This window comes from Helicobacter ganmani (assembly GCF_003364315.1).
Lineage (GTDB): Bacteria > Campylobacterota > Campylobacteria > Campylobacterales > Helicobacteraceae > Helicobacter_D > Helicobacter_D ganmani.
Map to the genome: position 1 here is coordinate 262,459 of NZ_NXLS01000002.1, position 11,455 is coordinate 273,913.

At 36.1% G+C, this 11,455-nt stretch carries 14 protein-coding genes; 3 read left to right on the top strand and 11 right to left on the bottom strand.

Going from position 1 to position 11,455, the window contains the following annotated elements:
- Positions 1-143 precede the first annotated feature (143 nt).
- From corA to CQA43_RS03390, 5 genes are all read right to left on the bottom strand, one after another.
- Positions 144-1,100, bottom strand: coding sequence for a magnesium/cobalt transporter CorA (gene corA / locus CQA43_RS03370; protein ID WP_115551192.1), 957 nt, complete (start codon positions 1,098-1,100; stop codon positions 144-146).
- Positions 1,101-1,182: 82 nt separating this feature from the next.
- Complete coding sequence (locus CQA43_RS03375; RefSeq protein ID WP_115551193.1) at positions 1,183-2,391, bottom strand: phosphoglycerate kinase; 1,209 nt, start codon at positions 2,389-2,391, stop codon at positions 1,183-1,185.
- Between the two features lie 141 nt (positions 2,392-2,532).
- Positions 2,533-3,546, bottom strand: coding sequence for a sensor histidine kinase (locus tag CQA43_RS03380; RefSeq protein WP_115551194.1), 1,014 nt, complete (start codon positions 3,544-3,546; stop codon positions 2,533-2,535).
- Positions 3,547-3,873 (bottom strand): rod-binding protein, encoded by a 327-nt coding sequence (locus tag CQA43_RS03385; RefSeq protein WP_115551195.1) that lies wholly within the window; start codon positions 3,871-3,873, stop codon positions 3,547-3,549.
- A gap of 10 nt (positions 3,874-3,883) precedes the next feature.
- A complete protein-coding gene (locus CQA43_RS03390) occupies positions 3,884-4,966 on the bottom strand; it encodes a flagellar basal body P-ring protein FlgI (RefSeq protein WP_115551196.1) in 1,083 nt (360 codons plus the stop codon).
- 377 nt (positions 4,967-5,343) lie between these two features.
- Between CQA43_RS03390 and CQA43_RS03395 the strand changes: the two genes are divergently transcribed.
- Together CQA43_RS03395 and CQA43_RS03400 are read left to right on the top strand one after the other, a co-directional pair.
- Positions 5,344-5,574 (top strand): hypothetical protein, encoded by a 231-nt coding sequence (locus CQA43_RS03395; RefSeq protein WP_115551197.1) that lies wholly within the window; start codon positions 5,344-5,346, stop codon positions 5,572-5,574.
- A 79-nt stretch (positions 5,575-5,653) separates the two neighbouring features.
- The gene (locus CQA43_RS03400) at positions 5,654-6,223 is read left to right on the top strand and encodes a hypothetical protein (RefSeq protein ID WP_115551198.1); all 570 of its coding nucleotides are present in this window, start codon (positions 5,654-5,656) and stop codon (positions 6,221-6,223) included.
- A 45-nt stretch (positions 6,224-6,268) separates the two neighbouring features.
- Here the strand turns inward: CQA43_RS03400 and CQA43_RS03405 are convergent, their stop codons facing one another.
- Genes CQA43_RS03405 through CQA43_RS03425 form a run of 6 tightly spaced genes read right to left on the bottom strand, consistent with a single transcriptional unit; the run spans position 6,269 to position 10,857 of the window.
- Positions 6,269-7,012 carry an amino acid ABC transporter ATP-binding protein gene (locus CQA43_RS03405; protein ID WP_115551199.1) on the bottom strand — a complete coding sequence of 248 codons (744 nt, stop codon included), beginning with the start codon at positions 7,010-7,012 and terminating at the stop codon, positions 6,269-6,271.
- Positions 7,013-7,022: 10 nt separating this feature from the next.
- Positions 7,023-7,676: an amino acid ABC transporter permease gene (locus CQA43_RS03410; protein ID WP_115551200.1), complete on the bottom strand. Its 654-nt coding sequence runs from the start codon at positions 7,674-7,676 to the stop codon at positions 7,023-7,025.
- A complete protein-coding gene (locus CQA43_RS03415; RefSeq protein ID WP_220271597.1) occupies positions 7,676-9,241 on the bottom strand; it encodes an AlwI family type II restriction endonuclease in 1,566 nt (521 codons plus the stop codon). Before CQA43_RS03415 ends, CQA43_RS03410 begins: the two co-directional genes overlap by 1 nt.
- Positions 9,226-9,351: a hypothetical protein gene (locus tag CQA43_RS09860; RefSeq protein ID WP_281270096.1), complete on the bottom strand. Its 126-nt coding sequence runs from the start codon at positions 9,349-9,351 to the stop codon at positions 9,226-9,228. The genes CQA43_RS03415 and CQA43_RS09860 overlap by 16 nt, the downstream gene beginning before the upstream one ends.
- 2 nt (positions 9,352-9,353) lie before the next feature.
- Positions 9,354-10,214 carry a DNA adenine methylase gene (locus CQA43_RS03420; RefSeq protein WP_115551201.1) on the bottom strand — a complete coding sequence of 287 codons (861 nt, stop codon included), beginning with the start codon at positions 10,212-10,214 and terminating at the stop codon, positions 9,354-9,356.
- A gap of 7 nt (positions 10,215-10,221) precedes the next feature.
- Positions 10,222-10,857 (bottom strand): amino acid ABC transporter permease, encoded by a 636-nt coding sequence (locus CQA43_RS03425; protein WP_181881610.1) that lies wholly within the window; start codon positions 10,855-10,857, stop codon positions 10,222-10,224.
- Between the two features lie 168 nt (positions 10,858-11,025).
- On the opposite strand from CQA43_RS03425, the gene hemJ reads away from it, so the two are divergent.
- Positions 11,026-11,454, top strand: a complete 429-nt coding sequence (gene hemJ / locus CQA43_RS03430; protein ID WP_115551203.1) for a protoporphyrinogen oxidase HemJ — start codon at positions 11,026-11,028, stop codon at positions 11,452-11,454.
- Position 11,455: the final 1 nt, after the last annotated feature.

Genomic DNA, 11,455 nt, shown 5'->3' on the forward strand with positions numbered 1-11,455 from the left:
TTTGCGTTTGAGAAAATCCCTGATAAGTTCGGGGAGATTTCTATAACTTAAAAGACTTAAAAATCTTTAGGGTTAGAGGATTTCAAAAACAGCTATTTTTGTGGATAATCCCCCCCACCTAGAAGTTTTACGCAAGTATTCTCTTAGAGCCATTTTTTCTTTTTAAAATAAAGCATTGGCAAAATCGTTGAAATCACCATTATTCCTAAGGCGACAGGATAAGCATAAGTCCATTGCAACTCCGGCATATGTGTGAAGTTCATTCCATAAATTGTAGCTATCAATGTAGGTGGCATCATCGCAACCGTTACCATTGTAAAGGTTTTGATGATTTTATTTTGCTCAATATTGATTTGACTTGAAAAAAGCGTTTGAATGTTATCTAAAATATTCATATTAACATTCGTAAATTCTACCAAAGAGTTGATGTCTTTTAGCACCGTGCCTAAGTCCTTTTTCACCTCTGAATCTGCCTTATGCGTGCGCAAAAGTGCAGCGATTGCAAGTCTTTTATCAAACAAACTATCACGCAAACTTAAATGCATTTCTTGCAAAATAGATAAATTTTCCAAGATTTCATCTCCTAATTTTTTGTCAAATACCACAGAGCGACGCAAAAGGCGCGTTTGCTTCGCAATGCTTTCTAGCATATCCGCATCTCTTTCTACGCGCAATTCAAAAATTTTGGAAATCAAATCAAATCCATCTTCAAATTTTTTTGGACTTGCAAGCACCCTCTGCTGAATTTCATCAAAAACCCTAAATTCGCTATATCTAACTGTGAATAAAATCCCACGCGTAAGCAAAAAAGTAATTGTTTCATTATGTAACACATTTTCTGTATTTGGGCGCGTAAGGAAGTAGGTATTAATCGTTACGGTTTCGCTATTTTCCCAATAACGCGAAGATTCCTCAATTTCTTCGCGTTCCTCTTTTGTTGGAATATCTAAAAGATAAGTTTTAGATATATAGGCAATTTCTTGCGCTGTTGGGTGTAGCAAATCAATCCAAAGTATATCTGCATCTACTTGGATAGCCTCTACGGCTTGCACACTTTCTCTTACCACCATACCATTGCGTTTAATAAAAAGATTCAACATCATCTACCTCTAATTTTAAAACTAAAGGAGACTTACGGAATCTCTCCTTTAGTTTTTTATTTTCGTCGGGGGTTCTCCCATTTTATACTCTCTTATCCAATACTTCAAATGCTGGCAATACAGCACCCTCAAGCAATTCTAAACTCGCGCCGCCTCCTGTTGAAGTAAAACTCATACCATCTTTATTTCCCGCCTTATCTACTGCATCTGCAGTATCACCTCCTCCAATCACACTATACGAATAAGTATCTGCGATTGTATGGGAAATACTAAAAGTTCCGCGAGAAAATTTCTGATTTTCATAAACACCAAGAGGTCCATTCCAAATAATCGTCTCGCAATCCCGAATCACTTCGTTAAATAGCTTCACAGTTGCAGGTCCAATATCTACCGCCATTAAACCCTCTTGAATATCCTGTGCAGGGCTGATTTTGATTTCTTTTGGTTCTTTGAGATTGTCCGTTGAAACAACATCTACGGGCAAATAGATTTTTACACCTTTTTCTTTTGCATTTCTTAGAATATTACGCGCCTCTTCTAATAAATTTTCTTCAATAAGAGAATTTTTCATATCATAGCCCACAGCTTGTAAAAAGGTATTGCTCATTGCGCCGCCGATAATAATCTTATCTACCACATCTAAAATAGATTTCAAAAGCGTAAGCTTTGAAGAAACCTTTGAACCTCCAACAATAAGCAACAAAGGACGCAAAGGGTTAGAAAGGGCGATAGCGAAAGAATCAATTTCTTTTTTAAGTAACAATCCTGCCACTTTTTCTTTGGCGAAATTTGCAATTCCATAAGTAGAAGAATGTTTGCGGTGCGCTGTGCCAAACGCGTCATTGACATAAATATCACAGAGGCTAGCAAGCTTTTGAGATAATTCTGGATTATTCTTTTCTTCTCCCTCGTGGAATCGGATATTTTCTAGTAACACAATACTGCCATCTACTAATGTATTTAAAGTAACTTGTGCATTTTCTAAATTATCCACAAAAACAACATCTTTAGCCAAAAGCCTTTCTAATCGTTTCAAAATATGCTTCAGAGAAAATTCATTGCTTCTACCTTGCGGACGCCCCAAATGGCTTACCAAAATAATAGACTTCGCACCATTGTCAATACAATAATTAATGGTAGGAATCGCCTCACGGATTCTTGTGTCATCGCTGATATTTAATTCGCTATCCATTGGGACATTAAAATCTACACGAATCAAAACCCGTTTATCTTTGATATTGACCTCACGAAGACTCTTTACATTCTGCATTTCTTGAATATTATTGCTCATTTTTGCCCTTTTTGTTCATTGTAGTTAAAAATTTTAACTCAAAATGGCTTAATTCCTATTATATCCCAATGCAAAAATGTAACAAAAATTTAATTTTTCAGTCAAATGTGCAAATTTTACGCGTTTGAAGTGAATTTAGAATTACGGAATGAGGATTTTAAACCCTTTTCTTTCTCCCTCTATAAGAGAAATTGTGCCTCCATGCGCCTCAATAATCTGCAAAGAGAGTGCCAAGCCCAAACCATTTCCTTTTAATTTCGTGCTTTTAAAAGGTTCAAAAAGAATCTCTGGATTCTCAATAGGCTTACCACTATCATAAATTCTAAAAATCGTATTTTGGGAATCCTTAATACAATCAATCTCTACAATTCCCTTTTCCTCTTCGCCCTCTTCTATCGCATCAATCGCGTTAAATAAGAAATTTTGTAGCACGATACAAAGCAAATCAAAATCCGCCTCAAAGGAATCGCATTCAAAATGGAATAAAAAATCAATATTTTTAGAATAAGTATAATAATTTAGTGATTCGTTGAGCTCCTCTTCAAGACTTTTGGGATTAATTTTTGCCTTATTGCAATGCACACCCTTAGAAAACAACAAAGTTGCCTTTACGATTCTCTCTACACGCCAAATAGATTTTTTAATCTCTAATACAAGGGTTTTATTTTTTAACTCCACACGATTTGCAAGCGTGGAGGCAAGCAAGGCAACTGAACCTACAGGATTCCTGATTTCGTGTGCTAAATGTGCAGAAATCTGACCCATTGAAGCAAGTCTTTCGCGCCTTTTCTCACTTGTAATATCTGTGGCAGAAATAATCAATTTATTTAATTTTTGATTGGCTTGCACCAAATAGACTTTTAGCTCACCAAAAGCTTCCAATTCAATTTCTTGCCGATTATTTTGTGATAAATCAAGCTTTTCTAATAACTCTGGAATCTCGCTAGCAAGGCTATTTTGATAAAAAATCGTCCCCTCTTGCTCTAGCACCCAAACCGCTGTTGGCAAAACATCTAACACTTCCTCAAAAAGAGCTTTTAACTCTACAAATTCCTTTTCTACTTCATAGGTTTGAGTAATCAGCTCCTTTAAACCTCTCGCAAAGGATTCCTTATCGCTACTACTTAAAGATTCTAGCAGATTTTGGTCTATCACTTATAAACCCTTAACGCCTTGTTTGCCTTGCAAGTCTTTAAGATAATCATAAAGTAAATCACTAAACCCAAAGCTTCCACTTAAACTATCGGCTAAAGTATCCCGATACATAGATTCATAAATATCGTGTCCGGGAGCTTTAGGAAAAAGAGATTCGTCCATTTTAAGCGCAGTATCTAGCATATTTTTGATAATCAATGCTTCAAAAGAGTCTGTTTGCTCTCTCAATCTTGAATCGTCATCTGTTTTAATAATGTTTGGCGTAGATTTTGCTGCGTCTAATAACTCTTTAGAATATCCACCGATTCCACTAAAATCAAGATTCATTTTAAACTCCTTAAATAATTTCTAAATCCGCATTAAATGCGCCCGCTTTTTTCATCGTTTCCAATATCGCAATCACATCTTTAGGAGTTGCCCCCATTCGTTGCAAAGCACGTGCTACACTTGAAATCGTCGGATTATTCGCACTTGTTACCATTGCACCTTGCGCACTAAAGGTTGCTCCATTGCCCATATCTACAGCTTCTGGGTCGTTATTTGGCTCATTGCTGACTTTAATCGTAATATTATTATGCGTTACAATAATTGGCGAAACCTCTACACCCATTCCGGCAATCACCGTCCCTGTGCGTTCATTAATGATGATTTTGTCTTCTTTAATCGCATCTACCTCTACTTCTTGCACGCGAGCCAAAAACTCTACCATACTCATTTCTTGTGGGCGTTGCAGTTTGATTGTGCGAGGATCTACGGCAGTAGCGACAGGAGTTTGAATCTCGCCTGCATTTTGAGGGTTGGGGAAAGCCGCATTGATACGCGTTTGAATTTGCACAGCATTTTGAAAATTAGATTCCTTTAAACTCAAAGTTGCATTAAGCTTATTATAAAGGTCATAAGTTACTTCACGTTCCACCGTTGCGCCATTAGGTAAAATACCTGCTAAAGGGTGATTCGCACTCCCTCCTCGCTCACTTTTACCCCCGATTCCAACCGCTCCTTGTGCTACTGCATAGATTCTACCATCTAAACCGCTAAGCGGGGTAAGCAAAAGCGTCCCGCCCTCTAATGATTTCGCATCTCCAATGCTAGAAACAACAATATCAATTTTGTCCCCTTGTCTTGCAAAGGCGGGGAGTTTTGCAGTTACCATTACTGCTGCTGCGTTTTTGGAGCTAATGTCATTGGGATCCACTTTGACATTCACGCTTTCTAACATATTTGAAATAGATTGCATTGTAAAAGTTGAAGTCGTCTTATCGCCTGTTCCATTTAACCCCACAACCAAACCATAACCAATTAATTGGTTATCACGCACGCCCACTACATTGACTAAATCGCCCACCTTTGCGCCAAAGGAGGGAATCGCAAAGCAGATGAATGCTAATAAAATGATTGGAATCTTACAAAATTGTTTCATTGCTTGAATATCCTTTTCTCGCTTAAACTACATAAGAATAAAGCAAAACTTGTTCCAAAATTATTCAATACACCAGATTGACTTAACTTAGATTGTTTTAAATGAGGAAGTTTTCTTGATTTCAAGGGATTCTGCATTTTCATACAGAACCCGAATTTGGATTATTTTGTTTGACCACTACGATGAGAAGGGTGCTGATAGTCGTTACCTTTGCAAGCATTAAATGCAAACATTAAGCCTAAGATTCCCAAAATGATTAAAACTTTTTTCATAACCTCTCCTTATTAGAATGAGTAATTATACAGATTTTTTATAAAATTGTCTATTGCTAAATATACTATGATTCCAAGCTAAAATTTAAATATAAAGGCGAAACAATGAAAGGAACAATCCTATCCAATGGAATCCTAAGAGCAGAAGATGGCAAACGTTATACTTTTAAGTTAGAGGAAATTCAAAATTTATCCAAATTTTCATACACAGACGAACATAGTTTAGATGGAATGGAAGTAGATTTTGAACAAGGCAAAGAGGACGAGAACCAAGCAACCTCACTTTTTATCCTTCCAACTCAAGAATCTAAAGTTACCACCCACCCCGCAGCCTAGCAGCACACAAACAAATAGCATAGAATCCGCTCAACAAAGTTTTTGCGAAGAAGTTGAAACGGGCATAGAATCAAAATTTATGGTTTTTCGTGGCGTTATTGAAAACTCTAGCGATTCACAAACTACACATACATTTGACGAGATAAAAGGTAATGCACGAAGAGTTACTGGTGCGATTAGCTCCCTCATACAAAAAGACAAGAGATTCAAAATGGGAGATAAAACCTTTATTTTTGATCTTAATGCTATTGGCAAACTCTCCCCTCTCCTTGCTTTGTCGGGCGCAGGTGCTGTTAGCCCGATGATGTCCGCATTTTCTAGCTCTAATGATATCAATCTTGAAAGTGGCGATGAAGTGATTGTCGCTGCTTTGAAAGACAAAAATACCGGACTTTACAGAGTGGAAACATTAAAAAATCTAAACAAAGATTATTACTTCTCTCACCTCAAACACGATAGCTTATATCTTACGCTGTTGGCAATTTTTGGTTTTATGCTTATTAATTATCTTATACTTGGATTGTTTATGTATCTCTCGGACAATAAACCCGCTATGCTAATGAATGGAATTTTTATTTGGTTGCCCTTGTTTTTCATTGGGAGATTCTTTGCTCTAAGGCTTTTTGGTGTTAAAAAAGGAAAAAGCTAGATAAATTTATCAAAAACTATGTCAAACCTTGAAATATTTTAGAATCTAAAATTCAAAAATATTTAAAAATTTCTTTGCACGCTCACTTTTGGGATTGCTAAAAAATTCCTGTGGCGTTGCAATTTCTGCTATTTTTCCCTTATCAAAAAACACGATTCTATCGGCGACATTTTGGGCAAACTTCATCTCGTGTGTTACAAGCAGCATTGTCATTCCCTCTCCCGCCAACTCTTTAATCACATCTAGCACTTCTTTTACCATTTCAGGGTCAAGCGAAGCAGTAACCTCATCAAAAAGCATAACGTCTGGATTCATACAAAGCGCACGCACAATGGCAACGCGTTGTTTTTGCCCACCGCTTAAGCTTTTGGGATATGCGTCCTTTTTTTGCTCCAAACCTACGCGGCGCAAGAGGCTTAAAGCCTCTGTAATTGCCTCCTCTCTTTTGCGATTCTCTACTTTCATTGGTGCTAAGATAATGTTTTCTAATACACTCAAATGAGGAAAAAGCTCATAATTTTGAAATACCATACCGATTTTTTGACGCACTTTTTTCCATTGCGCTTTTGAGCCCTCCCCACTAATTTGCGTGTCTTTGAAAAAAATCTTACCTCCTTGTATGGACTCTAAACCATTAATGCAGCGCAAAAAGGTGCTTTTACCGCAACCACTTGGTCCCAAAATAGCACAAACTTCTCCCTTTGCAACCTCTAAACTCACAGAATCTAGCACCAAATTGTCCCCGTATTTTTTCGTAATATTTTCTAATCTCAAAAGAACAGGATTCATCGCCTTAACCTTATATTAATTTTTTCTCTAAACTTCTGCTCCACAACGAGAGGGGATAGCATAGCGCGAAATACACCATAAAGATTCCGCCATACACCCAAAAACTCGCTGTTGGATAAGCAAGGAGATTCACTTCAATGATTTGCTGTCCGACTTTTAGCATATCACTCACACCAATGAGTGCTGCTAGAGAGGTTGTTTTTATCATTCTAGTAAAGAGATTTACAAGGCTTGGCAGAAGTCGCTTAAAACTCTGCGGAAAGATAATATAAAACTGCACTGCAAATTCGCTTAAACCCAATGCCCTTGCACTCTCGCTTTGATGTGGAGGCAAACTTGAGATTGCTCCGCGCACCAAGTCGCCCATTTCTGCGATTCCCCAAAGGCTAAAGACTAGGATACACGCGGCGATTCCGCTTAAATTTAAAAAGCTAGAAAAGCCAAAATAAACAATAAACAACCAAGCCAAAATCGGAATGATGCGGATAGATTCTAAATACAATCGGCAAATACTGCGTAAAATCATACAACGCAAAGTCATCAAATATCCTAAAATAAAGCCAAAAATGCAAGAAAACAGAATCGCTATCAGCGCGATTTGAAGTGTTACTAGCACACCTTGCGCGATTCTTAATATATTTTGCGGTAAAAAGAGTAATTCCATTAAAAAGTTCCATTTAAAATTTTATTTTTTACGCTATCATACCACTGCTTTTCATCGGTTGAAATCTGTGCTTGTTGCTCGGAATATAAAAATATTTCGCGCATTTCTTTTGGTGTTAATTTGCGTATCTTATACGATTTTTCTAACATATCAATTAGCACATTTAATTCCAGCGGAATAATGACTGATTTACCACCATAATATTGTATATTAATCTTATGTAGTGCGTAAAAATGCGCAATACAAGATTCATTAATTTTAGGTGCGATAAAAAAGCAATATGCTTCTTTGTTGATTGATTTTTTGAAGTGAGCCAAATGCCTTGAAACAGATTCGCTTTCCATCTCATATTGCCTATGTCCGCTTTGCATTGTAACTTCAACTATCACTCCAAACTCACCATAATCACAAGCAATATCAGGCATATTTCCACTGGCATTTGACATAGGAATCCCATTATCATCAAACTTTAAATTCGCCTTGATTTCACCACCATTGAGCATTGTTAAAGTTCGCCAAACATTCCATTCTAAAATCAAAGGTGCATCATACAACCTATTTTGCTGAATATCTTTAAACATTTCCATTACATTATCGTAATCTTTGTATGTCTTTAGGCTTTCAATTTGCCTTTTTAATGCTTGTTCTTTGCGAGAATTTATTGCGGTTGTCAATATCTCTTTTAATTCTTTAATGGAAGAGTTAGATATTTCTTTTGTAAATTGTGGAATCTCTGTAAGTCTTTTCAATAGCCTTTCTTTATCGTCATAATATAATTTCGGCTTGTTCTCATTAAACAAATACGCCTTATATTTAGCTTCATCTTTTATAAAATTTGGCTTTTTACTTATAGTTTTTAAAAAGAATTTCACTTCCGCCTTTTTATCTTGTGCGATAGATATAGAATAATTACTTTGTGAAATTTCCACCATACTTGTAGCCCTTAAATATCTAAAGGCTGCGTCTGTATAATCCCTTAAATTACTTGCTTTTGTTGTGATAAATTTTTCTTTTGAAATCTCTTTTGTCTCTCTTGTTTTAATCATTCCACTTGCGATTTCTAATTGATAAATTTTGGAGATTTCTAAATGTAAAATTTCGTTTTTAAAATCCTTATATCTTAACTTTGTTTGCGTTTTTTGCGCTCTAAAATCTTTAATTTTTGTAACAATTTCATTAAATCTATTATAATGAGTAAGTTGCATTCCAAATATCATCAATTCATCAAAGCTTAAATATTCCAAGCTATCAATCAACCTGAAAATTTCCAAATATGGCTTTACATTAAAGATTCCTTTAAACCCTTCTGTCTCCTTATGGTATGGAGATGGAAGCTGAAATTTTAATAATTGCCGCAGTAGCACTTCCTCTTTATTCGTAGCTTCAATGAAATTTATCCCTACTTTTGTGATAAGAATCACAGGTGATAAATCCACAAATCCTAATGACTTTGGTGCGCGATTAATGCGGTCTCTTGCGCTAAAAGCCTTATCGTTGATAGAGCCAACACCACAAAACTCATCGTGCTTTGCAAGTTCCTCCATAAATCTTATTTGTGATTCCATATTCCACTTTTGATTTTGAAAGTCAGATAATATTTTAACTCTGGTAGCATTTTTAGAGGCGTTCTAGGCGAAGTTGTAAAAAATAGCGTCTTGCTTCTAATATATGCCAAATTTAATCCTTTCTATAATTTGTTATTATTAGGTGCTTTGCGGCAGATTTAAATCTGTTTTTGATATTAACCGAATAATTTTTATCATATTCTTCTATGATATACTTACGATAAAGTTCCATAGTTAGCGGTGTTTTACCAATTACTAGCATTGTTTGGGAGGAGATATTTTTAAAATCACTTGCAAGCCGCCTATGCTCCGCCTCTCCAAAGCCATTTTTATAATCCTTATTGCCATAATCACTAAAAATGCAGTCATAAGGCGGGTCGAGAAATACAAAATCGCGTTCGTTTGCCATTTTGAAAATTTGCGCATAATCCTCATTGTAAATTTCGGCACTTTGCAGTAATTTATAATGCTCATCAGTGATTAATTTGGTATTAAAATGCTTATATCTGCCAAATGGGACATTATATTCCCCGCTTAAATTGTAGCGAATCATACCAGAATACGCAGTTTTATTAATAAAATAATACAAAACCGATTCCAAATAATGCAAACTTTTTTTGCCGTTAAAAGCATCTCGTAAATGATAATAAAGTGCTTCATTTGCATTTTCTATTCTTTTATTATAGTTTGCGTTTTTTAATGCCTCATATTTTTGCTGATTTTTCTCATAAATTCCTTGTAGCTCCATTAATTGAGCCCTTGCAAGTGTGCTGTTTTCCTGCAATTCCTTATAAAAACAATATAACTTTGTGTTAATATCATTGATAATTGCTTTGCGCGGTTGCAAATAAAAATACAACGCGCCACCACCAAAAAATGGCTCAATATATCGTGCGTATTTGTTAGGCATATTCTTAACAAAATATGGAATCTCTTTAGATTTTCCGCCTCTATATTTGATAATAGGATTCATAGTTTGCCTAAATATACCGCTTATAATGTCGTTCCAAAAGCGAAAACAAAATGGACAAAGGTAAAAGCACCACCAAATAGCAAAGCACGAGTAAAAGCAGAGTTTCATTTGTCTTATAATAACTGCCGATTAAGTCTTTGGTTACATACAACACATCTGCTAGAGCAATCGCGCTGACAACCGAAGTTTCTTTGAGCAAGAAAATTGCATTTGCAGCAATAGAGGGCAAACTCACCATTAGACTTTGCGGCAACACAACAAAGGCGATGAGTTGCCATTCATTAAGCCCTAAACTTCGTGCGGATTCTAATTGAATCTTGCCCACAGATTCCAATCCTGCGCGAAAAGACTCCGCCATATAACTTCCGCCCAAAAACACTACACCGATGAGGGCGCAAGCATATCCGCTTAAGTGGAATCCGATTTGCGTCAATCCATAATATAAGAAAAAAAGTTGAATGAGTAGTGGCGTGTTGCGCGAAAGCTCAATGTAGCCTTGCATTAATGCAGTGAAAAAACGCAATTTATAATATTGCGCCAAAGCAATCAAAAACCCCAAAAGAATAGAAAATAAGATTCCAAAAAAAGATAAATGCAGCGTCAGCCACAAAGCTTTAGCAAAGGTTGGAATCGCATTTTGCATAAAGGTAACATCAAGGTTCAAAAACAACTCGTGCAAATAAAATCCTCATATAAATTTCAATTATTTTAGCAATTTGTCGCGGATTATACAAAAAAGATAATTAATTTTTCGCTTGACTTTAAGTCTGTTTTGATACAATTCTGACTTTCAGTTTGTAAGGAGTAATCTATGACATATCTTTATGTAAAGATTTTTCATATTGTGGCGTTTGTATCGTGGATGGCGATGCTATTTTATCTCCCTAGACTTTATGTCTATCACGCGGAGCATTTAGACAACACCGGCTTTGTAGAAGTCGTCAAGATTCAAGAGGAAAAACTCTTTAACTTTATTGGCTATCCCGCGCTACTTTGCACATTGATTTCTGGGATATGGTTGCTTGTCTTAGAACCCACTTGGCTAAAAGGTGGCTGGATGCACGCGAAGTTCCTTATTATAGCTCTTTTACTTGCTTACCATTATAGCTTGTATCGTTTTTTGGTGGCTTTTAGAGAGAATCGCTGTTTTAAAAGTGGTAAGTTTTTCCGTGCTTACAATGAAGTGCCAACCCTCGCTATTATTTTTATCACGATTTTAGTTATTCTCAAACCTTTTTAAG

Bases quoted from the DNA above. Each gene is read 5' to 3' on its own strand.
- corA (WP_115551192.1), bottom strand. From the start codon at position 1,100: ATGTTGAATCTTTTTATTAAACGCAATGGTATGGTGGTAAGAGAAAGT.
- CQA43_RS03375 (WP_115551193.1), bottom strand. From the start codon at position 2,391: ATGAGCAATAATATTCAAGAAATGCAGAATGTAAAGAGTCTTCGTGAG.
- CQA43_RS03385 (WP_115551195.1), bottom strand. From the start codon at position 3,873: ATGAATCTTGATTTTAGTGGAATCGGTGGATATTCTAAAGAGTTATTA.
- CQA43_RS03390 (WP_115551196.1), bottom strand. From the start codon at position 4,966: ATGAAACAATTTTGTAAGATTCCAATCATTTTATTAGCATTCATCTGC.
- CQA43_RS03395 (WP_115551197.1), top strand. From the start codon at position 5,344: ATGAAAGGAACAATCCTATCCAATGGAATCCTAAGAGCAGAAGATGGC.
- CQA43_RS03400 (WP_115551198.1), top strand. From the start codon at position 5,654: ATGGTTTTTCGTGGCGTTATTGAAAACTCTAGCGATTCACAAACTACA.
- CQA43_RS03405 (WP_115551199.1), bottom strand. From the start codon at position 7,012: ATGAATCCTGTTCTTTTGAGATTAGAAAATATTACGAAAAAATACGGG.
- CQA43_RS03410 (WP_115551200.1), bottom strand. From the start codon at position 7,676: ATGGAATTACTCTTTTTACCGCAAAATATATTAAGAATCGCGCAAGGT.
- CQA43_RS03415 (WP_220271597.1), bottom strand. From the start codon at position 9,241: ATGGAATCACAAATAAGATTTATGGAGGAACTTGCAAAGCACGATGAG.
- CQA43_RS03420 (WP_115551201.1), bottom strand. From the start codon at position 10,214: ATGAATCCTATTATCAAATATAGAGGCGGAAAATCTAAAGAGATTCCA.
- CQA43_RS03425 (WP_181881610.1), bottom strand. From the start codon at position 10,857: ATGCAAAATGCGATTCCAACCTTTGCTAAAGCTTTGTGGCTGACGCTG.
- hemJ (WP_115551203.1), top strand. From the start codon at position 11,026: ATGACATATCTTTATGTAAAGATTTTTCATATTGTGGCGTTTGTATCG.